The organism is Mesorhizobium sp. M1217 (assembly GCF_040318275.1).
Taxonomy (GTDB): domain Bacteria; phylum Pseudomonadota; class Alphaproteobacteria; order Rhizobiales; family Rhizobiaceae; genus Mesorhizobium.
In genome coordinates this window covers 1-25,067 of record NZ_JAMYMA010000009.1, presented here as the reverse complement: position 1 = coordinate 25,067, position 25,067 = coordinate 1, and the positions used below count along the sequence as shown (strand labels likewise).

Below are 25,067 nucleotides of genomic sequence, written 5' to 3'. Positions count from 1 at the left end.
GGACATTCGGCAATTTGGCGGCGAGTGACCGAATTGTGACTATCTTGCCGAGGACGAACGTCTAACCTAAACCCCCTCCAGGACCTTACCAAATTGGCGCGACTGTTTGGGACCGGGCGTAGTTGCGACATTTGCCCTATCCGGAAGTGTGAGCGATGCCGTGGGCATGATGCATGCTTTTCGTTCGGTTGCTGCGATGATCGTGATGTCCGGCGTGGCAGGTTGCACCAGCATTTCCTACTACGCACAATCCTTGAAGGGTCACGTGGAGATCATGGCGGCGCGCCAGGATGTCGGAGAGCTGATCGACAATCCTTCGACCCCTGGGACATTGCGCGCTCGAATGGCATCGGCGAGCGCCATCCGACAGTTTGCGATAGATGAACTAGCGCTGCCGGACAACAACAGCTACCGCAGCTATGTTGACGTTGGTCGAGACGCGGTGACATGGGCCATCTTTGCAGCGCCGGAATTCTCGCTGACGCCACGAACATGGTGCTTTCCGGTGTTCGGATGCGTACCGTACCGAGGGTACTTCTCCAAAAGGTCTGCGATTGAAACCGCTGTCGAACTTCAGAGACAGGGCCTGGACATCTATGTGACGGGCATCACTGCATATTCCACGCTCGGCTGGTCAAGTGACCCGCTGCTAAGCACCATGCTCAGCCAAGATGAAACGTATCTTGCAGGGCTGGTATTCCACGAACTCGCTCACCAGCGCGTCTACGTGCATGACGATTCCTCGTTCAACGAGGCGTTCGCTGTCGCTGTCGAAACAACCGGTGTGAGAAAATGGCTGCGCGCGACCGGCGATACTGCCGGATTGCGCCGTTACGAAGCCGACCGGAGGCGCAGAGCTGAGTTTCTTGTGCTGGTGTCGCAGACCCGGGACGAGCTAAGGCATGTCTATGACGACGATGTTACTTCTGAGCAGAAGCGGGCCGCGAAGAAGGCCGCGATCGAACGGCTGAGGACGCGATACCGACAGATGCGCGACAGGCGCTGGGGTGGATACCGTGGATATGACGCCTGGTTCGATGCTCCGATCAACAACGCAAAGCTCGCCGCGACTTCCGTCTACAGCGATCGGGTGACTGCGTTTCTCCGCTTATTCGATTTGTGTTCGGGCGACTATCCACGGTTCTTCGCGTCGGTTCGACGGATAGGAGCGTTAGACAAATCTGACCGCGCCGAAGCGCTCGAGGCGGCAGATACATGCGATTGGGCCGGTCAAATCCGAAGGCCAGAAGCGGCGAATCGGTCGCTGATGTACTCGGCAGCCAGCGCAGGTGATTGAATTGACCATTTGTCGGCCGATTTCCTAGGTACTTTGACGTCGGCGGGGCCAGAAGACGCATGTCGGCCTACAGAAGCCAAAAGCGGACTTGCCTGAACTCCCCGAGGGGTCCTGGACCACAATGATTGCCGGCGGGCTGTGGCGCCTCAGTGTGCGCCCCTACGAGGCCGAAAACCTCACGCTCACGCCGCGCTGCCGAAAATAAGCCTGCATCAGCTTGCGGCCCGAACGGTTGTTCTGTGCCAGCCTTGCCGGATCGAACACCGCCTGTTCTATCCCCTCTCGCGTCAGCGCTGCTTTGAGCGCCGCGATATGTGCGTCGATGTCGGCATTGTTCGCCCGGAGCGATGCATAGATGCTGTCGGTCGCCTCGGCCACGGTCGGCTCGCTCACGGGTGTACTCCTTTGGCTATTCGGGCGGCGGCTTAGCACAGATCAGCGGCTTCGCCGATACCGATAAGACGGCTAGATGGGCGGCAACAGTGTTCCTTGGGGTCGGTTGTGAGTCATAGGTTCCGCCTGAGTCGGAGATCGCAAGCCATGTCGACATGAACGAGTGAGGAGGATTGGACGCACACGTTCGAGTATCCGGGCTTGCCTGCCGCGCGGCTGACCGTCCGGCCGCGCGGAAGTCGTTCACGGCAGGACGTCTACGCGTCAATTCAGGAATTCGAACCGATGACGCGCATCGCTTGGGGTGGCAGTCCGAAGATCTCGCGAAGGTCGCCATGCAGCGAAACGGATAACCCAGCGCCGTTGAGGGCCGGGGAATCAAGACCAACACGGATCGGAGAAGTATTATGAGCTATGCGATTGTAGGATTCGGTGCGGTAGGCCAGGCCCTCGCCCACGCCTTCGCCCGTAAAAACATCGACGTGACCGTCGCGAGCCGCCGGCCACCCGAGGCGCTGGCGCCATAGGCTCGGGCGATTGGACCCACGGTCGTCGCCAAGTCGCTGCGGGATGCACTCGAGGCCGACACAATCATCTTGGCGGTCCCGTTCGGGGAGCATCGCGAGGTTGCGAAGGTCCTGCCGAGTTGGAAAGGCAAGACGGTCATCGACGCGATGAACGCGTTTCCAGTCCCTGAAGAGCTGGACGGTCTCCCGTCCTCCGCCTTCGTCGCGAAGGCGTTCACCGGCGCCAAGCTCGTGAAAGGGTTCAATCACCTGGTCCTCGAGGGCGGCCACCGGGTCGTCTTTCTGTCGAGCGACGACGAGGACGCGACCGCTCCGGTGGCGGCCTTGGCCAAACAACTCGGGTTCGCACCCGTCAAGCTGGGAAAGCTCAGCGAGGGTGGCGCGCTGGTTCACGCACGCGGCCGCACGTGGGGCCAGCTCATCTTCCAGGACCTGTTCAAGAAGGAGCAGTAATCGATCTACGACCGTGTGGTCGACGCCGAGAACTGGTCGCGCGCTAACTTCTTCGAGCAGCGCGCGACCGAATATTTGAAGGCCACAAAGTCGCGAAGGTTGGGGTGGGCCCGACGGAGTATGGGCGCCGTTCGAAGAGCGGGGAGACGCCCGACACAGCGGCAGATCTGCCGGTCGCCTAGAACCTATCGGCTGCTATCGATGGCCTAGGATTCGCTCGAGTGTCCTCTGCTATCCGATACTACTCCACCGCACTCCCTCCTCACTCCCACTCGATCGTGCCTGGCGGTTTGCTCGTCACGTCGTAGACGACGCGGTTGATGCCGCGCACCTCGTTGATGATGCGGGTGGCGGCGGCGCCCAGGAATGCCATGTCGTAATGGTAGAAGTCGGCCGTCATGCCGTCGACCGAGGTGACGGCGCGCAGCGCGCAGACGAATTCGTAGGTGCGGCCGTCACCCATCACGCCGACGGTCTGCACCGGCAGCAGCACGGCGAAGGCCTGCCAGATGGCGTCGTAGAGGCCGGCCTTGCGGATCTCATCCAGATAGATGGCATCGGCCTCGCGCAGTATCTCCAGCTTTTCGCGGGTGATGCCGCCCGGGCAGCGGATGGCGAGACCGGGGCCGGGGAACGGATGCCGGCCGATGAAGCTGTCGGGCAGGCTGAGCTCCTTGCCGAGCGCCCTCACCTCGTCCTTGAACAATTCGCGCAGCGGCTCGACCAGCTGCATGTTCATGCGCGCGGGTAGGCCTCCGACATTGTGGTGCGACTTGATCGTCACCGACGGTCCGCCGGTGAAAGAGACGCTTTCGATGACGTCGGGATAGAGCGTGCCTTGCGCCAGGAAATCGGCGCCGCCGAGCTTCTCGGCCTCCTCCTCGAACACTTCAATGAACAGCCGGCCGATGGTCTTGCGCTTCTTCTCCGGATCCGACTCGCCCTCGAGCGCGCCGATAAAACGGTCCGAAGCATCGACCAGGATCAGCGGCAGATTGTAGTGCTGGCGAAACATCTCCACCACGCCGGCCGCCTCGTCCTTGCGCATCAGCCCGTGGTCGACGAGGATGCAGGTCAGCTGATCGCCGACCGCCTCGTGGATCAGCAGGGCCGCGACCGAGGAATCGACGCCGCCCGAAAGCGCGCAGATCACCTTGCCCTTGCCGACCTGCTTGCGGATCGTCTCGACCGCGTGCTCACGGTAGGCCCGCATCGTCCAGTCGCCTTCGATGCCGGCGATGTTGTGGACGAAGTTTTGGAGCAGCCTGGCGCCGTCCGGCGTGTGCACCACTTCGGGGTGGAACATGAGGCCGTACATCTTGCGCTCAACATTGCCGAAGATGGCGAAGGGCGAGCCCTCCGATTTTCCGAGCACCTCGAATCCCTTCGGCAGGGAGATGACACGGTCGCCATGGCTCATCCACACCTGGTGGCGCTGGCCGGGCGCCCACAGGCCCTCGAACAACGGGCTGTCCTTGGCGATCTCGACGAAGGCGCGGCCGAACTCGCGATGGTCGGAGCTTTCGGCGACGCCGCCCATCTGCACGCACATCGCCATCTGGCCATAGCAGATGCCGAGCACCGGCACGCCGGCGTCGAAGACGATCTGTGGCGCGCGCGGACTGCCGATGTCGCTGGTCGAGGCCGGACCGCCGGACAGGATCACCGCCTTTGGATTGATGCGCTTGAACGCCGCCTCAGCCGACTGGAAGGGCACGATCTCGGAAAAGACGCCGGCCTCGCGAATGCGGCGGGCAATCAGCTGAGTGAACTGGCTGCCGAAATCGACAATCAGGACGGTGTCGGGATGATTGGCTGTTTTCATGGCGAGCGTTTAAAGAAAGAAACGAGTCGGCGCAATGGGTTGCGGGCCGTCTCTCTCACTCCGAATCCGCATCTTCATGCGACAGGTCAAAACTGCAGCGTGTCAGACGCGATCGCCTGTTCCAGCAGTTGCACCGCCCCGGCCAGCTTCTCGTCGATGACATGCAGGTATTCCGTCCAGTCGCCGACGTGTCTCAGATCGGCCGCCCCGTCGGAAATGCCGCGCAGGCCGATAAGCGGCACGTCGAACAGCTGACAGGCGCGCAGGCAGGCGAAGGTCTCCATGTCGACCATATCAGCGGCGACCGCGTCATAGGCGGCGCCGGAGACGATTGCCGCGCCGGTGGACAGCGTCGCCGGCCTGATGCCCGGTATCCTGAACGGTAGCGGCACACCGACAGGCAGGTCGAGAAACGGCGTGGCGCCCTTCTCGAAACCCAAGGGCGAAGCGTCCATGTCGCGGTAGGCGACCGAAACGGCCTGGTAGATTTCCGTCTGCTCCAGCATCCGGCTGCCCGCCGAACCGAGCGACACGACCAGATCCGGCAGCGCCTTCCCGGCGTGCAGCCGGGACAGTTCGGCGCTGAGCCCGACGCCGGCCTCGACCGGCCCGACGCCGGTCATCAGCGGCGTGAACAGCCGCTGCAAGTGTGGGCCGTATTCGGCTTCGGCCGCCATGACGAAGAGAACGGACTTGCCGGAAATCAGGGTGAGCTCACCAGGTGTCTTGCCGGCCATGATCGTCTGTCCTCCCCTGCCCGTTCCTCAGCCCTCGATATCGTCGCGGCCGAGCACCGTCATCATCGTTCCGGTCATCGTGGCGATCAACTTGGCCTCGCCGTCGGTGGTGAACGCATAGGCCTGGCCATCGGCGACGATAATGGTGCGACCGGGCTTGGTCACCGAGCCGCGGAACAGGAAGCGCTCGCCCCGGCCGGGCGCCAGCAGATTGACCTTGAACTCGATGGTCAGCACGCCGGAATTTTCCGGCATCAGCGAGAATGCCGCATAGCCACAGGCCGAATCGAGAGCCGTCGAAATGACGCCGGCATGAAGAAAGCCGTGCTGCTGGGTCAGTGCCGACGAATAGGGCATTTCGATCTCGATGATACCGGGCGTCACCAGCGTCAGCTCGGCGCCAATCGTCATCATCGCGTTCTGGCGCGCGAAGGACGTCCTGACGCGGTCCTCATAATCGGGAGCAGGAACGATCTTTGCTGCCATGGCCGTCGCCCTTCGTTTCTCGACAAATCTTATTGCAGAGGCATTTATCGCAGAGGGGTGGGCGGCAGGCAATCGCAAATGCTGCACTGCAGCAATTGGCTAAACCTGCTGATAAGAAGCGAGATCGGCGACATCCGGCAACCGTTCAGCCAGCCCGCCGCAGCGCGCAGAAATAAAAGCCGTCGGTGCCGCTCAGCAACGGCGACAGCGAAATGCCGCCCGCGGCGCCAATACGCACTGCCGCTTCGTGGCCCGCAAAACGGCTGTCCCAAAGCTGGCGGTGATCGACCGGGACAAAGCCGGGATGGCGGTCCCGGAAGGCCGAAACCTGGTCGCCGTTCTCCTCGTCGAACACCGAACAGGTGATGTAGACCAGCAGACCGCCGGGTTTGACGAAGTCCCTGGCGGCGTCGAGTATCGTCTCCTGCTCGCCCTTGCGGGCGTCGAGCTGCCTCGGCGTCAGCCGCCATTTGGCATCCGGCCGGCGCCGCCAGGTGCCGCTGCCGGTGCAAGGCGCATCGATCAGCACGATATCCATATGCTTGCCGAGCGGCGCGAGCTCGGCCGGCTTGGTGACGATCTGCACATTGCGGTTTTCCGAGCGGCGGATACGGTCGAAGATCGGCGCCAGCCTTGCCTTCTCGGCATCGTGGGCGAAGATCTGGCCGCGATTGTCCATCGCCGCAGACAGCGCCAGCGTCTTGCCGCCGGCGCCGGCACAAAAGTCGAGCACCTGCATGCCAGGCTCGGCGCCGGCCAGTTCGGCCGCAATCTGCGAACCTTCGTCCTGAACCTCGAACCAGCCTTTCTGGAAGGCCGGTTCGGCCTGCACGTTCGGGTGCCTGCCGTCGCCGTCGATCGGCGGGATGCGGATGCCGTGCGGCGCGATCCGCGCAGGCTTGGCGCCGGTCTCCGCCAATTCCGCCAGCACCTTGCCACGATCGGCCTTGAGCGTGTTGACCCTGAGGTCGAGCGGCGGGCGAGTGCCAAGCGCGGCACCCTCTTCCACCCAGGCCGTGCCGAACGCCCGCTCGAACAGCGGCATGCACCAGTCGGGGATGTCTGCCCTGACAGCCGGCGGCGCGTCGGTGAGCCGGCGAGCGGCGAGGGTTTTCAATTCGTCGGCGCTCAGCAGCGGCGGCGCGAACTTGTCGCCCTCGAGCGCCTCGTTCAGCGACTGCGCCGTCTGGCCCCATTCGAGCAGCAGCGCGCCGAAGCCGATGGCGCGCGGCTTCTCCTCGCCGAGCAGCCAGCCGGCGGAGCGTTTGCGGCGCAGCGCGTCGTAGACGATGTTGCCGATCGCGGCGCGGTCGCCGCCACCGGCGAAGCGGTGCGACAGGCCCCAGTCCTTCAGCGCATCGGCCACCGGCCGGTGGCGCCGGCCGATGTCGTCAAGCACTTCGATGGCTGCCGCCAGCCGCCCGCCCAGTCTCATTGTCGTCTTCCATTACTCAGCAAAATAAAATCCGGCCCTGCTCTTAGAGCTTTTCGTGTCCTGATTGAAACAGTCTGTTTCCCCGACGGCGAGACAATCCATGCAAGGCGGGTGACGAATGTGGGTTGGTGCATCGCGAGCCGCCGCCACCAAGCGGGCGTCGGCATGCGGAACCAAATAATTCGATCAATATATTATAAGCCTCTAATGTTCTTGTCTGGCGAGCACAAGCACGCCGGCAGGTGCAACTGCGCTGCTTTGCAACTTTTGCGGTTGCGAATACTCTTTTGCGCGGTGATTCGCGTCGCAGAAAAAAGCGGAGCCGCGGGTCGATACGAGGAGAGGGCAATGAAAACTTATCTGGCGGAAGTTCTAGGCACGTTTCTATTGGTGTTCATCGGCACGGCTTCGGTGGTGACGGGCGGCTTCGGCGGCGCGCTGCCACTTGGCCAGGAAGGTATCGGTCTGGCATTCGGCATCGGCCTGATCGCGGCGGCCTATGCGATCGGCCCGATCTCGGGCGCGCATCTCAATCCGGCGGTGACGCTCGGCGTGTTCCTTGCCGGGCGGATGCCGGCCAGGGACGTCATTCCCTACTGGATCGCGCAGATCATCGGCGCCATCATCGCATCGCTGGCACTGTGGATCATCGTCTCCGGACAGGTCGGCGGCCACACCGGCGGCTTCGGCGCCAATGGCTGGGACGTGACGAAATGGGGCGTCAGCTCGGCCTTCCTGTGGGAGCTGATCGGAACCTTCACCTTCGTCACGGTGATCCTCGGCGTCACCAACGCCAAGCACACCACGGCCTTCGCCGGCCTCGTAATCGGCCTGACGCTGGCCGGCCTGCATTTCGCCATCATCCCGGTGACCGGCACATCGCTCAACCCGGCCCGTTCGATCGGACCGGCGCTGTTTTCGGGAACTGCGGCGATCGGCCAGCTGTGGCTGTTCATCGTCGCGCCGCTGATCGGCGGCGCCATTGCCGGCGTGGTTGCCAAGGCCGGTATCTTCGAGAAGGACTGACTTTCGGAGGCCCAACGAAAAGGCGCGGGTCGAGGCCCGCGCCTTTTTTGTTGCGTCGAGAACTTCGTGTGCTGGATCAGGCCGCGAGGTCAAAACGGTCGGCGTTCATCACCTTGGTCCAGGCCGCGGCGAAATCCCTGACGAACTTCTGCCCGGCGTCGGCCGAGCCGTAAACCTCGGCAAGTGCACGCAACTGCGCGTGCGAGCCGAAGATCAGGTCGGCGCGGGTGCCGGTCCACTTGACCGCCTTGGTCTTGCGGTCGCGCGCTTGGTAGACTTCATCGGAGCCGGCGGCCGGATCCCAGACCGTATTCATGCTGAGCAGGTTGACGAAGAAATCATTGGTCAACGTGCCCGGCCTGTCGGTGAACACCCCGTGCTTCGACTGGCCGGTGTTGGCGCCGAGCACCCGCAGCCCGCCGACAAGCACCGTCATCTCCGGCGCCGTCAAGGTCAGCAGCTGCGCCCGGTCGACCAGCATCGCTTCGACCGACATCGGCGGCTTGCCCCTGACGTAGTTGCGGAAGCCATCGACTTTCGGCTCGAGCGCGGCGAAGGACTGGACATCGGTCTGTTCCTGCGAGGCGTCCATGCGGCCTGGCGTGAACGGCACCTTGACGTCATGGCCGCCGTCTTTCGCCGCCTTCTCGACCGCGGCGACGCCGCCGAGAACGATGAGGTCGGCAAGCGAGACTTTCTTGTCGCCGGACTGCCCGGCGTTAAACTCGCCCTGGATGCCTTCGAGCTTTTCGAGCACGTTGGCCAGCTGCGCCGGCTGGTTGACCTCCCAGTCCTTCTGCGGCGCCAGGTGGATGCGGGCGCCGTTGGCGCCGCCGCGCTTGTCGGAGCCGCGGAAAGTCGAGGCCGAGGCCCAGGCGGTCGAGACCAGCTCGGACACGGACAGGCCGGAGGCCAGGATCTTCGCCTTCAGCGAGGCGATATCCTGTTCGCCGACCAGTTCGTGGTCGACTGCCGGTATCGGATCCTGCCAGATCAGCTCTTCCTTCGGCACGAGCGGGCCGAGATAGCGGACGACGGGACCCATGTCGCGATGGGTCAGCTTGAACCAGGCGCGGGCGAAGGCATCGGCGAACTGATCCGGATTCTGGTGGAACCGCCGCGAGATCTTCTCGTAGGCCGGGTCGACGCGTAACGCGAGGTCGGTGGTCAGCATCGCCGGGGCGCGGCGCTTCGAGGCATCGTGCGCATCCGGCACGGTGCCTGCACCGGCGCCGCCCTTCGGTGTCCACTGATGGGCGCCGGCCGGGCTCTTGGTCAGCTCCCATTCGTAGTTGAACAGATTGTCGAAGAAGTTGTTGCTCCACTTCGTCGGCGTCGTGGTCCAGGTCACTTCGAGGCCCGAGGTGATGGCGTCGCCGGCAATGCCGGTGGCATGCTTGCTCGACCAGCCGAGGCCCTGCGCCTCGATGCCGGCGCCTTCCGGCTCCGCCCCGACCAGCGATGCATCGCCGGCGCCATGGGTCTTGCCGAAGGTGTGGCCGCCGGCGATGAGCGCCACGGTTTCCTCATCGTTCATGGCCATGCGGGCGAAGGTTTCGCGGATGTCGCGTGCCGAGGCCAATGGATCGGGCGTGCCGTTTGGCCCTTCCGGGTTGACGTAGATCAGGCCCATCTGCACGGCGCCGAGATGGCCGTGAAGTTCGCGGTCGCCGGAATAGCGCTCGTCGTCGAGCCACTTGGTTTCCGACCCCCAGTCCACGTCCTGCTCGGGCTCCCAGACATCGGCGCGGCCGCCGGCGAAGCCGAATGTCTTGAAGCCCATCGATTCCAGCGCGACGTTGCCGGTGAGGATCAACAGGTCGGCCCAGGAGATCTTGCGGCCGTATTTCTGCTTGACCGGCCACAGCAGCCGGCGCGCCTTGTCGAGATTGGCGTTGTCCGGCCAGCTGTTGAGCGGCGCGAAACGCTGCTGGCCGGCGCCGGCGCCGCCACGGCCATCGCCGATGCGATAGGTGCCGGCGCTGTGCCAGGCCATGCGGATGAAGAGCGGGCCGTAATGGCCGAAATCGGCCGGCCACCAATCCTGCGAATCGGTCATCACCTGGTGCAAATCCCTGATCACCGCATCGAGATCGAGGCTCTTGAATTCCTTGGCGTAGTCGAAGTCCTCGTCCATCGGGTCCGAGAGGCTGGACTGCTGGTGGAGGACGCCAAGGTCAAGCTGGTTCGGCCACCAGTCACGATTGCTCCTCCTGGCCGATCCATGTGGGACCGGGCATTTGCCGGCGCTGTTGTCGTCGGTTTTCGCGTCCATCTTTGCCTCCGATTTTGTTGATTTTCCGGGATTTTGTTGATTTTCCGGGCAGGGCCAGCAGCCGCGCCATTCTGGAATGGTTCCAGACTAGCCTGCCCAGCCGATAAAGACAAATTGCCTTTGCTGTTTATTCTGATAGGTTTTCCTTATGATTGGCTTGACCGTCCGGCAGATGCATTATTTCGAAGCGCTGGCGCAAACGCTGCATTTCGGCCGTGCGGCAAAACTCGCCGGCGTCAGCCAGCCGGCGCTTTCTTCGCAGATCGCCGAGATGGAGCTGCGGCTCAATTGCCGGTTGTTCGAGCGCGGCGGCAAGGCGGTGCGGATGACCGACGAGGCGCAGGCCCTACTGCCGCGCATCGAGCGCATTCTTGCCGACGTCCGCGACGTCGAGGCGACGGCCCGGCGCGGCCGCCCGGCGCTGGAAGGCCGCTTCCGGCTCGGCATCATCCCGACGGTGGCGCCCTATCTCTTGCCGCATGTGCTGCCGGAACTGAAACGGCATTTCCCGGCGCTGCAGCTCGAATTGCGCGAGGCGGTGACCGCATCGCTGGTCGAGGACACCAGCTCGGGAAAGCTCGACGCCTTCGTCGCGGCACTGCCGCTCGACTATCCCGGCTTGGTCACCGAAGAACTTTTCTCCGACCGGTTCTTCCTGGCCGTGCCGGCCGGCGACCCCGCCTTCGCCTCGCCGCCGGTGCCGCCGGAAAGCCCGGCGCTGGAGCGGCTGATGCTGCTGGAGGAAGGCCACTGCCTGCGCGAACAGGCGCTCGCCGTCTGCGGCAGCGTGCGGCCGGTGGCAATGGCAAGCTACGGCGCGACCAGCCTGACGACGCTGCTGCAAATGGTGGCGCACGGGCTCGGCGTCACGCTCATCCCGGAAATGGCGGCAGGACCGGCCAGCACTATCCCCGATCTGAAGATCGTGCCGTTCCAGGAACCAATGCCGCAACGCACGATCTGCCTAGCATGGCGGCGCAACAAGGTGCGGCACGACGAATGTGTGGAGTTGGCGAAGATTATTCGCGGGCTGGATGCGGCGGTGCTGGCGGCGTAGAGCGGCGGATGTTGGGTCCGGTTAGCCCCGAAGCGGACCCGCAAGCCTCTTCGAAAGGGACGACTTCAGTCCCTTTCCCAGGCGGCGAGCAAGCCGCCATGCGGCTCCCCACCAAGGTCCGGCACGATGAATGCATCCAGCTTGCGAAGATCATCCCGATTGGAAGCGGCGGTGCTGGCGGGTGAGGTGCGCCGTACCATCCAGCGGAAGTCTGGTGTTGACTCGAAGTCGACCTTCGCAGACCTGAATGGCTGCTTTGCGCCGCATCACAGCCGTTGGGTAGGGAAGATGGTCATCCCGAAAGCCGAAAGTTCCGTTTGTTCGAATGATGACAACTAAGGAAATAGGAAACAGCCTTTGCGCGCAATTCCGTGCTTTGGCGTTGCCGAGGGTGCTTCACTAGCATTGATCTTTTTGGTGCGGCATCCGCGGCGTGCAGTAAGTGGAGAATACAATAGCGGTGAGGGCCGCGATCGGTGAGGTTCAGTGATGAATCATGCGCAGAGTACCAGGTCAAAATGTCTCCGCTGTGACTTCACCTTTATTAAACCACGGCCCTTGATTTTACTTCACGGGATACGCGGCAGGGGGTGCAACGCCATACCATCCCTCATTCCGTTATGCCTCGTTCTGCTGTTGGCATCTCCGGCAAATGGTCAGTTGGCGCCCGAAGCGTCAGCGGTTACCACAGCTAACGACAGCTCGTCGGTCGCGGTTTCCGAACACACCGAGGTCGGCAAAGAACCGGGCAAGCCACAACCGAGCGCGCTGGGATCCCGTATATCTAGAGAGCTGGTGCTCAGCGAAGCGCAGGCACTCAAAACACGGGCACTCAAGGAGGGCGCGCAAACGCCGCTCGGCGAGCATGAGGAGGCTTTACGCCGCGAATTGGCCGCAGCACGAGCGGAGCTGGACGCTATGCAGCGCGGCGCACGTGAGCTAAGCGCCCAGGCACACGTACTGGCAGACACGGTGGCTCAGCAAGCACACGCCCTAAATGAGCAGCAGCGAACAGACGAAGCGCTCGCGCTCGATCTGGAGGCGGCGCAGCGCGTTATCGAAAGCTACAGGGCCGAAGCCAGTCTCTGGAACAGCGAGAAGGCTGCCGCGCTTGGAGCGCACCCCTCTATGGAAGCCTCCCAGCTTGCTGCGAAGCGAGCGCTTGATGACGAGCGGCACAAGGTTGAGCTCTTGGAACAAGAACTTACCACGGCTCGCCAAACTATCGATGCTCTTAAGAAAGGCGCAAATCTGGCAGCCGTCGAGCAGGCCAACGCCATAAGGGACCGACAGGTGGCCGAGGCCGCTCTAAAGCAGGCTCGAGAAACACTCGAACGGGGACACGAACGAGCAGATTCAGTTGTACGTGACCTCGATATTGTTCGCCAGGAACGCGATGCTTTAAAGCAGAACTCGGTAGAATTGAGTGCCGCTCTGGACCAGGAGCGTGAAAGGGCTATCGGTCTAGCCCGCAGCCTCAGTGCCGCGCGTCAGGCAATTGATATTGTCAAGGGTAAGCGTCGCACTGCGGCTGTGGAGCGCGCGCCGAAAGCACGTACCCCCGCGAGTGCACTTGCAAGCAGGTTATCGCATTCGGGCGCCCAACCAGCCCGTAAACCGGGCTTGCCGAAAAAACAGAAAGTGAAGGTCCAAAAGTCGCCACAAACTGCTCTGCTGGCAACCATACCTCTTCCCGCCGCATTGCTTCCAACACGGCCATCCAAAAGCGGCGAGCCGCGCCAGTGAAGACTAGGGAGCGAAAGCCGCAGGGGAGATGACAATGAACAAGTATGTCGCAGCCGCGTTGACGATCGGGATCACAATTGGGCCTGCCTCGGCTCTTGAAGCAGGTGTGGGCGGTAGGGCCGGCGGTGTCGGGGTCAGTGCTGGAGTGAGCGCCGGTTCGCAAGGCGTATCTGTGGGGGCGAGCACGAGCGTCGACGGCGTAGGCGGAGCAAATGTTGGAGCTTCGGTCGGTGCAGATGACGGATCAGTCGACGCAGGCGTTAGTGCCAGCGGCAACATTGGTGACACAAGCACAAGTGCCAGTGTGGGCGACGATCCGTCCGCCGAAAATGAAGCGGCTACCGCACCCGACAGTTCGACTGCAGTGACAGCCCCTTCCTCTGCCAAGACCGCCAGGCAATCCATCGTCCTGCCACCCGTCCTCAGGCCTTCCAAAGCCGGTGGGGGTGACTCCACCAAGGGGTATCCCTTTGGATCTCTGGGACCACTGACAGCGAAACCCGGTACGCCGGTTGCGGTGGTGCGAGCCTGCCGCGCGGCGATCATGGCCGCTGCGACGCCGCTTGGCGCCGTCCGTGTCCACGCGGTAAGCGCAGGCGCCTTGCGTCAACTTCGGGGTGCACTCACGGCGCCGATCGAGGTGCGAATAGACTACGCAAGAAAGGGTGGCATCGAAGTCCGACAGGCGCAAGTCAGTTGTCGCCTCGATGGGTCGGGCAGGGTCATTGCAATAATATAGTACCAAGCCTGATTGCCGGCGCTGCCGCACGCCGACAGCGGCACGATCCGCTTCGCCATCTACAAGGCGCCCTTCTTCGTCGGTGGCGCCGGAGGTGTTGGTCAAAGGTTCGGTTTGAGCCCCGAAGCGAACCCGCAAGCCCCTTCGAAAGGAACGACTTCAGTCGCTTTCCCAGGCTGCGAGCAACGGGCCTTTGCTTCCATAGACAGGGTCCTTGCGCGGCCGGCCAACCTTGGGGATCGTTACGACCGCCTTGGCATGGTAGGCGGCAGTCGTGCACAGGTCATAGGTGCCGGATTGAGGATAGGCGCCGACGACTAGAAAATCGTCGGATGCGGAAAGACGCTGGTGCCCGGTGCCGGCCGGAAGCACCGCGACGTCGCCGGCCTTCAGCGACAGCGTTCGTCCCATCTTGCCGCCAAAGCGAACCTTGGCCGTGCCGCGCGCGACGCCCAGCACCTCATGTATGCGCGAATGGTAGTGAACGTAGTTGTAGATGCCGTTGCGCCAGCTATCGCCCCAGCCATTGGCTTCAAAAAGCGCCTCCATGACAGCCGCCGGATCGAAGTCTTCGGGCAGCGTCACGGCGCCGCGATAGACGACCAGCGGCCAGAACGGATGGTTGGGCACCAGCCCGTCATCCCTGAACCGAAATGCATTCGCTTTGCGCGGCCTCAGGAGGTCGGCGACCTCTCGCCTGTCTGGCCTGGCGATGCCGGTGACCTGCTCGACGGCCTTCTTCGTGGTTTGCAGAATGCTCATGGGGTGGCCCTTGGGTGGTTTGGAGCTCCATGCCGGTTAATCGGCTGCGTGGCGGTTGGTTCCGCTAGGGTTAGAGTTCCGCGATCTGCACCATGGCGGCTCCGCAACAAGGTCCGGCAAATCCTGAATGGCTGCTTTGCGCCGCATTTTTGCCGTTCAGACCACCATTGCAGCTTCCCGAAAGCTGACGGTCTGCTAAGCCGGCACTAAGGCCTCGAATGGGGTGGTAGCGGTTACTCCGCCGGTCAGCCCGCTGCCCAACGATAATAGTCGCGTTGATGTCAATGCGAGCATCCCAAATATCATGCAAGTACTCCTAGGCTATCCGCCCGGGTGGTCGTTGCCACCGTGCGCGGCGATGAACATGGCGACGGCCGACCGGCAATAGGATTCGATTTCGTTGTCGTCCTCTGCTCTCGCCTCATCGAAGCGTGCGATAATCAGGAGATCGGATCCTTTGATAAGCGCGGCAAACAAGCGGGCGGACCGGAGAGGGTCGGTCACGTTCAGAACCGCCTTCGCGTGCAACTGACGCAACAGGGCCTCGATTTGGGCGATGACATGGGCGGGGCCGGCTTCGTAATGGAGCTTGCTTAACGACTTTTGATTCGTCTTGTCGGCCATGATCATGGCTTCGACACTGCGGACGTCCGGGTTCAACAGCGTGCGAAGCAGGGATGATCCCACCGCCATGAGCTGATCTTCGGCCGAACCGTCGACGCCTTCAAAAAGGGCCTGTGGTGCAAACTGATGGCAGCGGGCCGCGATGGCCGCGCTGAACAGCGCCTCCTTGTTCTCGAAGTGCCGATAGATGCTGAGCTTGGATATCTTCGCTCGCTGGGCGACCTTGTCCAATGTCGTCGCATGAAAACCCAATTCCTCAAAGAGTTCGCACGCGGCGTCGACTATCGTTTGGCCAAGCGCCTCATTGGCGGGCCGGCCGCGCCGGCCCTGGCTGTTTTCGGTCACGACAATTCCAGTCCTTGACAGTATCATAATTCTTGAATTACGATACCACGCAGTGTCAAAAATGTGCAAGCCAGGCCCAAACCAACCCCTCATCCACATACGGAGCCCATCACCATGGATGACGTCATCATCATCGGCGGCAGCTTTGCCGGTCTCGCCGCCGCCCTGCAGCTCGGCCGTGCCCGCCGCAAGGTCACCGTTCTCGATACCGGCCTGCCGCGCAACCGCTTCGCCGGCCACTCGCATGGTCTGCTCGGCCACGATCACAAGCCACCGCTGGACATCCTGGCCGAAGCGCGGCAGCAGTTGGCGCGCTATCCCACGATCAGGCTGGTCAATGCCCGGGCCGACAGGGTCTCCGGCGCCATCGACGATTTCTCTGTCCTCACTGGCGCTGGCGAAAGCCTTGGGGCGCTGCGACTGATCCTGAGCTATGGCGTTGCCGACCAGATGCCTGATGTTCCGGGCTTTGCCGAAGGCTGGGGCACGTCCATCGTACCCTGCCCCTATTGCGATGGCTTTGAAGTCGCCGGCCAGCATTGGGGCCTCGTCTGGTCCGGCCCGCCGTCGCACAATTATGTCAGGCTGTACCACGACTGGACCGACACGTTGACGGTCTTCGCCGATGGTCACGACATTGCACCCGATATCCGGGCCGATCTGGCGCGCCGCAACATACCTGTCGTTGATGGCCGGATCACCGAAATCGCCCGCCACAGGGGCCACAATGCCACCGTCAAGCTCGATACCGCCCCCGATGTCGCAGTCGATATCTTGTTCGCGCATCCGCGCAACAAGCCGTCCGCAAGCCTGCATGAATCACTGGGACTCGCCACGGTCAATACGCCCCTCGGCATCGCCCTGAAGGCCGACGAGCGCCGCGAAACCAGCATACCCGGCATGTACGCCGCCGGCGATCTTGCAAACCCAGCCATGGCTTCGGTCACCACAGCAATATCGCAGGGCGCGACGGCGGGTATCTCAGCCCAGCAGTCGATGCTTGTTTGAGAGCACAGATTGGAGATGAGCATGGCCGTCGAACCGGACAGCGCGGGTGTGCGCTTCCCTCCGCCCTTCGTCTATCTAGGAGCGCTGCTGTTGGGGCTGGCGGCGGAGCGGTTCGTCACCCTGCGCTCTTTCGGCATCGACTGGCGGTTGCTGGTCGCGACGGGCGCGCTGCTGTTCGTTGCCGGCGCGGCGATGATGCTTGCGGCGGCGGGGCTGTTCCGGCGGCTGGGCACCAACGTTCCGCCGTCGCAGCCAACGACCCTCATCGCAACGACCGGTCCTTATCGGTGGACCCGCAATCCCATGTATCTCGGCATGGCGCTTATCTATTCCGGCCTTGCGATCGGCTTCGACGGGCCGATCGCCTTCGCCTTGCTCCCGTTGGTGCTGATCGCGATCCAGACGCAGGTGATCGCCCGCGAGGAGCGCTATCTCGAAGCGAAGTTCGGCGACGACTACCGCCGCTACAAGGCCGAGGTTCGCCGCTGGCTCTGACTATTCCGCCGCTGCCGCCTGCGGGGCCTTCTGATAAACCAGCACCGGCTTCCTTGCCGCGAGCTATCATATTCTGAAGGTTGCGGGCCGGTGTCACGGAAACCGACTGCCGGCTGACGCAGTACACCCGGCGCCTGAGGAGACGCACATGTCCAAAACCAGAGACACCGAGGCCAGCATCAGGATCGCTCGTCCGACCGCTCTTGGAGAAGCCTGACACACATGGAGTTCGAACACGTCACCTTCGACCTGCCACACTGCACCTTTCACGCGCTGCAGGGTGGTGATCCCGATGGTCAACCGACGCTCGTCTTGCACGGCTTGCCGCCACAAATGAGCCGTCGACGCACCGCACACCGATGTCTGCTTTCGAGAAGCGGTGACCAAGAGCGGACAGACCGCCACCGGCCCATATTGAGACGTTCAAGCAGTTTTCCTAACCTATCCGCCTCTGACCGCCCACCTCCCCCCACCCTCACGGCACAAATATCAAAAACACATACGTGCAAAACACCACCAGATGCACCAGCCCGGTCAGGAACGTCGTCCTCTCGGTGCTAAAGCTCACATTGCAGATGAAGAGCGCCAGGACCAAAAGCACCACGTCGGTCGCCGGCAGGCCCAGGGTCAGGCCTCTTCCGGTCAGCAGGCTGGCGGCGGCGATGCCCGGTATTGTCAGGCCGATTGTGGCGCAGGCCGAACCCATGGCGACGTTCAGGCCGCGCTGCAGCTCGTTGTTGAGGGCGGCGCGAACCGCCGAGATCGCCTCCGGCATCAAGACCAGCCCGGCGATCATCGCGCCGACAATGGCGTCGGCCTGGGGCACCTGATAGGCGACGAGCGCATCCTCGACGCTGGCGGCGACCTGCTCGGCCAGCATGACGATGCCGATCAGCCCGATCAGCAGGAGCAGAGCACTAGCGGCAATGCTTTCGTGGGCGTCGGCTGGCACTGCGGCGCCATGCGCTTGTCCGTCGATGAAATCATCCCGGTGGCGGACAGTCTGCGCGAACAGAAAACCCGCATAGAGCAGCACTGAAAGCACGCTGACGAAGCCGAGTTGGGCGGCCGAGAAGGTGCCGGGATCGGTGGTTCGCGTGTAGGTCGGCAGAATGAGCGTCGTGACGCTCAGTGCGACCAGCACCGCCAGATAGGCGCTGGTCCCTTGGCGGACGATTGCCTGCTTGCGATGACGCCAGCCGCCAAATGTCAGACACATGCCGACAACGCCGGTCGACGTGATCATCACCGTCGAGAAGACGGATTCGCGTGCAAGCGTCGGGTTGTTGGCTCCGTGCAGCATGATGGAAACGATGATCGACACTTCGATTGCCGTCACGGCGATGGTCAGCACCAACGTGCCGTACGGCTCGCCTACCCGCCGGGCCACCGCCTCGGCGTGGTCGAGCACGACGAAAATGGTGGTGAACATGATCGCGCTCGAAAGCGCGCCGATAAATATCCTGGTGCCAAGCGACCCTTCGTCCACCGACACCCCGCTGGCCCTGACCGCGACAGCCATCGCCAGGGCGGCCAACGGCATGCCGTAGGAAACCGCCGATCTTGCGAAACCACTCATTCCAAGCCCCTTCCGCAAGCCGTGTTGCAGGTCCCTTCTGGGCAAGCCCCTTCTGCGAACCCTGCGAAAGCCTGAAGCGCGCGCTCAAGCCGTCTTCTGCGTCACCAATCCCAGTTCGTCGATCATCGCCTGGCGCATCAGGTATTTCTGCGGCTTGCCGGTCACCGTCATCGGTAATTCGGTGCGGAAGCGGATGTAGCGCGGGATCTTGAAATGGGCGATCTGCCCGGCGCAGAAGGCCTTGATCTCCTGCTCCGTTGTGATCTGGCCGGGCTTCAGCACGATCCAGGCGCACAGCTCCTCGCCATATTTCGGGTCGGGAATGCCGAATACCTGCACCTCCTTGATCTTGGGGTGGCGATAGAGGAATTCCTCGACCTCGCGCGGATAGACGTTCTCGCCGCCGCGGATGACCATGTCCTTGACCCGGCCGACGATGTTGCAATAGCCCTCGGCATCGATTGTGGCGAGGTCGCCGGTGTGCATCCAGCCGTCGGCGTCGACCGCCTCGCGGGTCTTCTGCTCGTCGTCCCAATAGCCCTTCATCACGGAATAGCCGCGCGTGCAGAGCTCGCCCGGCGCGCCGACCACGACGGTGGCGCCTTCGGCGTCGATGGCCTTGACCTCGACATGCGGATGGACGCGGCCGACGGTCGAGACGCGCTTTTCCAGGGGGTCGTCGACGCTGCTCTGGAACGACACCGGGCTGGTCTCGGTCATGCCGTAGGCGATGGTCACCTCGGCCATGTGCATCAGCGACACCACCTTCTTCATCACCTCGATCGGGCATGGCGAGCCGGCCATGATGCCGGTGCGCAGGCTGGTGAGATCGAAGGAGGCGAACTCCGGATGGTCGAGCAGACCGACGAACATGGTCGGCACGCCGTAGAGCGCGGTGCAGCGTTCCGTTGCCACCGCCTTCAGCGTGGCGCCGGCATCGAACCCCTCGCTCGGGAAAACCATGGTCGCGCCCTTGGTGACGCAGCCAATCGTGCCCATCGACATGCCGAAGCAGTGATAGAGCGGCACCGGGATGCACAGCAGGTCGTCGACCGTAAGCCTGATCGCCGCGGTGACGAAATTGCCGTTGTTGACGATGTTGTTGTGGGTCAGCGTCGCGCCCTTGGGCGCACCGGTCGTGCCGCTGGTGAACTGGATGTTGATGGCGTCGTCCGGCTTCAGCCCGTCGGAGATGCGGTCGAGCTTATCATGTTCGTCGCGCCCGGCCATCGCCAGCACGTCGGCGAAATTGAACATGCCCGGCGAATTCTCCTCGTCCATGCGGATGACGATCTTCAGCGCCGGCAGTCTGTTGGCGTCGAGCTTGCCCGGCGCTGCCTTGGCGATCTCCGGCGCCAGCGTCTCGATCATGCCGAGATAGTCGGAGCTCTTGAACTTGGCGGCGGTGACCAGCGCTCGGCAACCGACCTTGTTCAAGGCATATTCCAGCTCGACCAGCCGGTAGGCCGGGTTGATGTTGACCAGGATCAGGCCGATGCGGGCGGTGGCGAATTGCGTCACCAGCCATTCCCAGCGGTTCGGCGACCAGATGCCGACGCGGTCGCCTTTCTCGAGGCCGAGCACCAGGAAGCCGGCGGCGAGCGCATCGACGGTGTCCGACAGTTCCTCCCAGGTAAAGCGCTTGTCCTGCTCGACGAAGACGGCGGCATCGAGCGTGCCGTATCTGCCGACCGTATCGGCAAACAGCGCCGGGATCGTCAGGTTGAGCAGCGGCACGCTGCGCTCGCCCGAGACATGCGCCGTGCCGTCGACCGGCGCAATGAACGAACCGCCATCGCGCTTGCCGCGCAGGCTGGTGGCATTCTTCAGCTCGTCGAGATTGATCGGCATCGCCGTGTCCTCCGCAGACAGGCCGAGCCTATCAGCCCGGCGGGGTGGTGGAAATCCCGTCGATGATAGGGCTGGGGTTGGAACTCGCCCTGTCAGGGCCGAAAACAAAAAAACCGCCTCGACGGGCGGGTCTTCGGGGCCAATTGGCACCATAGGGAGATTAGTAGCATAGCTGCCGGCACAAAGCAAGAACAAAATTGCTGTACATCAGGAAAATCGCTTCAGGTCGGTGCCGCGGCTAGACCGCTGGATCCAACGTTAGTGGTTGGCAAAGGCCGAGGCGATATCCGATCTCCCCCCTTGCGGGGGAGATGCCCGGCAGGGCAGAGGGGGGTGCGAAGGATCGCCAAGTTCGACTTCAGCACCCCCAACCGGGAACGGATGAGGCTCCGATTGGCTGACAGGTCGGCGGGACAGCACCCCCCTCTGGCCTGCCGGCCATCTCCCCCGCAAGGAGGGAGATTGGCAGCTTGGCCGACGGCGCCTGCTCCGCGATCGTCAACCCGAGTTCACCGACGCCATCCTGGCCGCGACATCGCGCAACACCGCCTCGTCGGCCGGAGCGCGCATCTTCCGCGACGCCACAAGGCAGGCCTGCGAGCGCAGGATCACGCCGTCGGCGAGCACCTTGAGATGATTGGCGCGCAGCGTCGAGCCTGACGTGGTGATGTCGACGACGATGTCGGCCAATCCGGCTGCCGGCGCGCCTTCAGTGGCGCCGAGGCTTTCGACGATGCGGTAGACCTGGATGCCGTGCTTTTGCGAAAAGAACTGCTGGGTCAGGCGCCAGTATTTGGTGGCGATCCTGAGCCGCCTTCCATGGCGCTGGCGAAAATCGGCGGCGACGTCGTCGAGGTCGGCCATGGTGTCGACATCGAGCCAGATGTCGGGCACGGCCACGACGACATCGGCATTGCCGAAACCGAGGCGGGCGATGATTTCGGCGCGCGTCTCGCAGTCGGCGAGGTTTTCGCGCAGCAGGTCCTCGCCGGTGATGCCGAGATCGACCGAGCCCTGGCCGATTTCGCCGGCAATCTCGGAGGCCGACAGGAACGCTATCTCGACGCTCTCCAGGCCATCGATACGGGCGCGGTATTTGCGTTCGTCGCCGGGCAGGCTGACGGCAAGCCCGGCCTTGGCCAGCATCTCCAGCGCCTGCTCCTTGAGCCGGCCTTTCGACGGCAGCGCCAGCGTGATCATGGCGCCGTCTCCCGCAGCGCCTCGATGCGGTCGAGCCAGACAGAAAAACCGACGCCGGGGATCGGCGTTTTGGCGCCGAGCAGCGTCAGCAGCCGGTCGTAGCGGCCACCACCGGCCAGCGGCCGGTCGCCGCCTTGCGCCGCGACCTCGAAGACGAGGCCAGTGTAATAATCGAGCGGGCGGCCGAAGGCGGCATCGTAGCTGATTTCAGACATCGGCAGACCGAGGCTTTCGATTGCCGCGGCGCGGGCGGCAAAATTCTCCAGCGCAGTTCCCAGCGAAAGCCCGGCATCGGCGGCAAAACTTGCGAGCGCCCCGGCGGCGCTATCTAGCGGCACGTCGATCGCCAGGAAACCCTTCAAAGCCGCAAATGCCTCGTTCGACAGCCGGACGCTGCGCAGTTCGGCTTTCTCGATCAGCCGCCGCGCAATCTCGGACGGCGAACGCCCGGCCGTTGCCGACAGGCCGGCCTCTTCCATGCCGCCGGCGATATGCGCCGAAAGAGCCTCCAGATCGCCGTCGAGGACAAGCGCTGCCACCGCGCCGGCGATCTGGCTGTTGCGCGGCGGATTGGCGAGGTCGGCAAGCGCCGCTTCCAGCATTGGCGCCGAGCCGAAGGCGCGGGCCAGCCGCATGCGCCAGCCGCGCGGCAGGCCAAGCGCTGCCAGCACCGCCTCGAAAATGGTCTGGTCGCCAAGCGTCACCGCCAGGTCCCGGCCGGGCAGCACCAGCGAAAGCAGCGCATGCGCATCGGCCAGCGAACGCGCGTCGGCGGCGGCCGTGTCGCGGTCGCCGAGGTCCTCGATGCCGGCCTGGAAGAATTCGTTGCCGCCCTCGCGGCGCTGGCGAAACACCTCGCCGAGATAGGAATAGCGGCGCGGCGTGCCGGCCTGGCTGGCAATGTGGTCGAGGCAGACCGGAATGGTGAATTCCGGCCGCAGGCAAAGCGTCTGCCCGGTCTCGCTTTCGGTGAGAAAAATGCGGCGCCGCAAATCCTCGCCGGCCATGTCGAGGAACGGATCGGCCGGCTGCAGCACGGCGACCTCGACCGCATGGGTGTTGCGCGCGGCGAAGAGCGTCGCGATGTCGGATGCGATGGCGGGGGAGGTCATGGGGATGTGGGGCGCGAGGCACCCCCCTCTGGCCTGCCGGCCATCTCCCCCGCAAGGGGGGAGATTGGATATCGCGCCTGCTTTCGCCAATCTCCAGCGTTGGAAAGAAGACGGTGAGGCTGAAGCTGCCAATCTCCCCCCTTGAGGGGGAGATGGCCGGCAGGCCAGAGGGGGGTGCTCACGCGCCACCTTTCGCCCGGTCGGCCGCCTGCGCCGCCAGTATCTTCTTCACCTCGGCGACCAGATCGCCTTCCGCCACGGTCACCTGCGCCGGCCGTGCGGCGCGCCATTCGGCGTTGTCGGCGATCTCGGCCGACATCTTCGCGCCTTCGATCAGGTCCTTGATCTGCAGCTCGCCCTTGGCGCGCTCGTCGCCGCCCTGGATGACGGCGACCGGGCTGCCGCGGCGGTCGGCATATTTGAGCTGCGCCTTCATGCCGGCGCCGCCGAGATACATTTCCGAGCGGATGCCGGAGGCGCGCAGCTCGGCGACCATCTTCTGGTAGCGGCCGAGACTTTCCGTATCCTTGTCCATCACCAGCACGACGACCGGCGCGATCACATCCGAAATGTCGAGCTTGCCGAGGTTCTTCAGCGCCGTCATCAAGCGGGAGACGCCGATCGAAAAACCGGTCGCCGGCACCGGCTCGCCGCGGAAGCGCGAGACGAGGCCGTCATAGCGGCCGCCACCGCCGACCGAGCCGAAGCGCACGATCTGGCCGTCCTCATTGGGGATCTCGGCCAGCAGCTCGGCCTCGTAGACCGGGCCGGTGTAATATTCGAGGCCGCGGACGACGGAGGGGTCGATGCGGATGCGATCCTCACCGTAGCCGCTTTGTGCGACCATGGTTCTTATCTGTTCCAGCTCTGCAAGGCCCTCGACAAACGACGCATTCGTTATGCCCAGATGTTCGAGTTTCCTTTCCTCGACAAGATTGCTGAGTCCGGGGTTGATGGATCCCAGTGTCTGGACAATTTTTTCGGGATCGTGCTGCGCCATGACTGTGAAATAGCTGATCACAACGTCGATTTGCGCATTATCCAGCCCGGCACCTTTGGTGAAATCACCGCTCTCGTCCTTGCGCCCTGCACCCAAAAGCAGGCGCACGCCCTCGACGCCCAACTTGTCCAGCTTGTCGATCGCGCGCAGCACCTGCAGGCGGCGGCCAGCGTTCTCCTCGCCGCCGAGGCCGATCGCCTCGAGCACGCCGTCGAGCACCTTGCGGTTGTTGACGCGGATGACGTAGTCGCCGCGCTTGATGCCGAGCGCCTCCATCACATCGGCCATCATCATCGCCATCTCGGCGTCGGCGGCGACGCCCGGCGTGCCAACCGTGTCGGCATCGAACTGCATGAACTGGCGGAATCGGCCGGGACCGGGCTTCTCGTTGCGAAACACCCAGCCGGAGCGATAGCTGCGATAGGGCTTCGGCAGGCGTTCGAAATTTTCGGCGACAAAGCGCGCCATCGGCGCGGTCAGGTCGTAGCGCAGCGACAGCCACTGGTCGTCATCGTCCTGGAACGAGAACACGCCCTCGTTCGGCCGGTCCTGGTCGGGCAAAAATTTGCCGAGCGCATCGGTGTATTCGATCAGCGGCTGGTCGACCGGCTCGAAACCGTAAAGCTCGAAGACCGAGCGGATCGTCGCCATCATCTTCTCGACGGCGCGCAGATCGTCGGCGCCGCGGTCGACAAAGCCGCGCGGAAGCCGCGCTTTCATCTTTTCGGATTTGTCGGCCATGGGATGGGTACTCGGTGGTTTCGTGGCGCTCCGGGGATCGGTTAAATAACCGATTTCCACGGCGCGGGTGTCCTAACCGATGCAGCCGGGAGCGGCAAGGGTTTGCGCTTCTTCCTTCTCTCCTTGTGGGAGAAGGTGGCCGAGCGAAGCTCGGTCGGATGAGAGGTGTTCCAGGGAACGCCTGCGCCTCATTTCTTCCAACACCCCTCAACCGTCTCGGCGCTGCGCGCCGATCCACCTTCTCCCACAAGGGGCCTGTTGCGTAATTCGCTGATTGTGATTCTCTGAGGTGGACGCTCTGAGGGAATCGCGATGGCAGTGAAGCAGACGGGCCAGTTGAGCTTGGCGGAGGCT

20 protein-coding genes and 1 pseudogene are annotated in these 25,067 nt (G+C 63.5%); 8 read left to right on the top strand and 13 right to left on the bottom strand.

The genetic code is table 11. The features are described from left to right. Positions 1 to 166: 166 nt before the first annotated feature. Positions 167 to 1,297 (top strand): aminopeptidase, encoded by a 1,131-nt coding sequence (locus NKH37_RS16690; protein WP_023716497.1) that lies wholly within the window; start codon positions 167 to 169, stop codon positions 1,295 to 1,297. Positions 1,298 to 1,456: 159 nt separating this feature from the next. Here the strand turns inward: NKH37_RS16690 and NKH37_RS16685 are convergent, their stop codons facing one another. Further along, positions 1,457 to 1,690, bottom strand: a complete 234-nt coding sequence (locus tag NKH37_RS16685; protein WP_023716496.1) for a hypothetical protein — start codon at positions 1,688 to 1,690, stop codon at positions 1,457 to 1,459. Between the two features lie 407 nt (positions 1,691 to 2,097). Here NKH37_RS16685 and NKH37_RS16680 point away from each other — a divergent pair. Next, a pseudogene (locus NKH37_RS16680) lies at positions 2,098 to 2,670 on the top strand (NADPH-dependent F420 reductase). Between the two features lie 262 nt (positions 2,671 to 2,932). Here NKH37_RS16680 and guaA read toward each other — a convergent pair. The 4 genes from guaA to NKH37_RS16660 form a co-directional block, all read right to left on the bottom strand. Next, positions 2,933 to 4,495, bottom strand: a complete 1,563-nt coding sequence (gene guaA, locus NKH37_RS16675; RefSeq protein WP_023716495.1) for a glutamine-hydrolyzing GMP synthase — start codon at positions 4,493 to 4,495, stop codon at positions 2,933 to 2,935. An 86-nt stretch (positions 4,496 to 4,581) separates the two neighbouring features. Further along, positions 4,582 to 5,232, bottom strand: a complete 651-nt coding sequence (locus NKH37_RS16670; RefSeq protein ID WP_023716494.1) for a 5'-methylthioadenosine/S-adenosylhomocysteine nucleosidase — start codon at positions 5,230 to 5,232, stop codon at positions 4,582 to 4,584. A 27-nt stretch (positions 5,233 to 5,259) separates the two neighbouring features. Beyond that, complete coding sequence (locus NKH37_RS16665) at positions 5,260 to 5,718, bottom strand: PaaI family thioesterase (protein ID WP_352482342.1); 459 nt, start codon at positions 5,716 to 5,718, stop codon at positions 5,260 to 5,262. Positions 5,719 to 5,863: 145 nt separating this feature from the next. Then, positions 5,864 to 7,153, bottom strand: a complete 1,290-nt coding sequence (locus NKH37_RS16660) for an RsmB/NOP family class I SAM-dependent RNA methyltransferase (protein ID WP_353005080.1) — start codon at positions 7,151 to 7,153, stop codon at positions 5,864 to 5,866. 348 nt (positions 7,154 to 7,501) lie between these two features. Between NKH37_RS16660 and NKH37_RS16655 the strand changes: the two genes are divergently transcribed. Then, on the top strand, positions 7,502 to 8,179 hold the full coding sequence (locus tag NKH37_RS16655; protein WP_352641539.1) for an MIP family channel protein: 678 nt from the start codon (positions 7,502 to 7,504) through the stop codon (positions 8,177 to 8,179). A 76-nt stretch (positions 8,180 to 8,255) separates the two neighbouring features. Here NKH37_RS16655 and katG read toward each other — a convergent pair whose 3' ends face one another. After that, positions 8,256 to 10,454, bottom strand: a complete 2,199-nt coding sequence (gene katG, locus NKH37_RS16650; protein ID WP_353005082.1) for a catalase/peroxidase HPI — start codon at positions 10,452 to 10,454, stop codon at positions 8,256 to 8,258. A 148-nt stretch (positions 10,455 to 10,602) separates the two neighbouring features. On the opposite strand from katG, the gene NKH37_RS16645 reads away from it, so the two are divergent. The 3 genes from NKH37_RS16645 to NKH37_RS16635 all read left to right on the top strand — a co-directional run bounded on the left by NKH37_RS16645 (position 10,603) and on the right by NKH37_RS16635 (position 13,996). Beyond that, entirely contained in the window at positions 10,603 to 11,511 is a 909-nt protein-coding gene (locus tag NKH37_RS16645; RefSeq protein WP_353005084.1) for a hydrogen peroxide-inducible genes activator, read from the top strand. Positions 11,512 to 12,000: 489 nt separating this feature from the next. Beyond that, on the top strand, positions 12,001 to 13,257 hold the full coding sequence (locus tag NKH37_RS16640; RefSeq protein ID WP_353041233.1) for a coiled-coil domain-containing protein: 1,257 nt from the start codon (positions 12,001 to 12,003) through the stop codon (positions 13,255 to 13,257). A 34-nt stretch (positions 13,258 to 13,291) separates the two neighbouring features. Next, positions 13,292 to 13,996, top strand: coding sequence for a hypothetical protein (locus tag NKH37_RS16635; RefSeq protein WP_352493856.1), 705 nt, complete (start codon positions 13,292 to 13,294; stop codon positions 13,994 to 13,996). 159 nt (positions 13,997 to 14,155) lie between these two features. On the opposite strand, the gene NKH37_RS16630 is transcribed toward NKH37_RS16635, so the two are convergent. Then, positions 14,156 to 14,758 (bottom strand): cupin domain-containing protein, encoded by a 603-nt coding sequence (locus tag NKH37_RS16630; RefSeq protein ID WP_352482348.1) that lies wholly within the window; start codon positions 14,756 to 14,758, stop codon positions 14,156 to 14,158. 321 nt (positions 14,759 to 15,079) lie between these two features. After that, positions 15,080 to 15,727: a TetR/AcrR family transcriptional regulator gene (locus tag NKH37_RS16625; protein WP_023716486.1), complete on the bottom strand. Its 648-nt coding sequence runs from the start codon at positions 15,725 to 15,727 to the stop codon at positions 15,080 to 15,082. 114 nt (positions 15,728 to 15,841) lie between these two features. On the opposite strand from NKH37_RS16625, the gene NKH37_RS16620 reads away from it, so the two are divergent. Both NKH37_RS16620 and NKH37_RS16615 read left to right on the top strand, forming a co-directional pair. After that, positions 15,842 to 16,735, top strand: coding sequence for an NAD(P)/FAD-dependent oxidoreductase (locus NKH37_RS16620; RefSeq protein ID WP_023716485.1), 894 nt, complete (start codon positions 15,842 to 15,844; stop codon positions 16,733 to 16,735). Between the two features lie 21 nt (positions 16,736 to 16,756). Next, the gene (locus NKH37_RS16615) at positions 16,757 to 17,230 is read left to right on the top strand and encodes a methyltransferase family protein (RefSeq protein ID WP_023716484.1); all 474 of its coding nucleotides are present in this window, start codon (positions 16,757 to 16,759) and stop codon (positions 17,228 to 17,230) included. 475 nt (positions 17,231 to 17,705) lie between these two features. Here the strand turns inward: NKH37_RS16615 and NKH37_RS16610 are convergent, their stop codons facing one another. The 5 genes from NKH37_RS16610 to hisS all read right to left on the bottom strand — a co-directional run bounded on the left by NKH37_RS16610 (position 17,706) and on the right by hisS (position 24,713). Next, positions 17,706 to 18,809 (bottom strand): calcium:cation antiporter, encoded by a 1,104-nt coding sequence (locus tag NKH37_RS16610; RefSeq protein WP_023716483.1) that lies wholly within the window; start codon positions 18,807 to 18,809, stop codon positions 17,706 to 17,708. Positions 18,810 to 18,893: 84 nt separating this feature from the next. Beyond that, entirely contained in the window at positions 18,894 to 20,660 is a 1,767-nt protein-coding gene (locus NKH37_RS16605) for an AMP-binding protein (RefSeq protein ID WP_023716482.1), read from the bottom strand. A gap of 498 nt (positions 20,661 to 21,158) precedes the next feature. Next, positions 21,159 to 21,860 (bottom strand): ATP phosphoribosyltransferase, encoded by a 702-nt coding sequence (gene hisG / locus NKH37_RS16600; protein WP_353005089.1) that lies wholly within the window; start codon positions 21,858 to 21,860, stop codon positions 21,159 to 21,161. Then, on the bottom strand, positions 21,857 to 22,972 hold the full coding sequence (locus tag NKH37_RS16595) for an ATP phosphoribosyltransferase regulatory subunit (RefSeq protein WP_352817634.1): 1,116 nt from the start codon (positions 22,970 to 22,972) through the stop codon (positions 21,857 to 21,859). Before NKH37_RS16595 ends, hisG begins: the two co-directional genes overlap by 4 nt. A 178-nt stretch (positions 22,973 to 23,150) precedes the next feature. After that, positions 23,151 to 24,713 carry a histidine--tRNA ligase gene (hisS, locus tag NKH37_RS16590; RefSeq protein ID WP_352592591.1) on the bottom strand — a complete coding sequence of 521 codons (1,563 nt, stop codon included), beginning with the start codon at positions 24,711 to 24,713 and terminating at the stop codon, positions 23,151 to 23,153. Positions 24,714 to 25,067 lie beyond the last annotated feature (354 nt).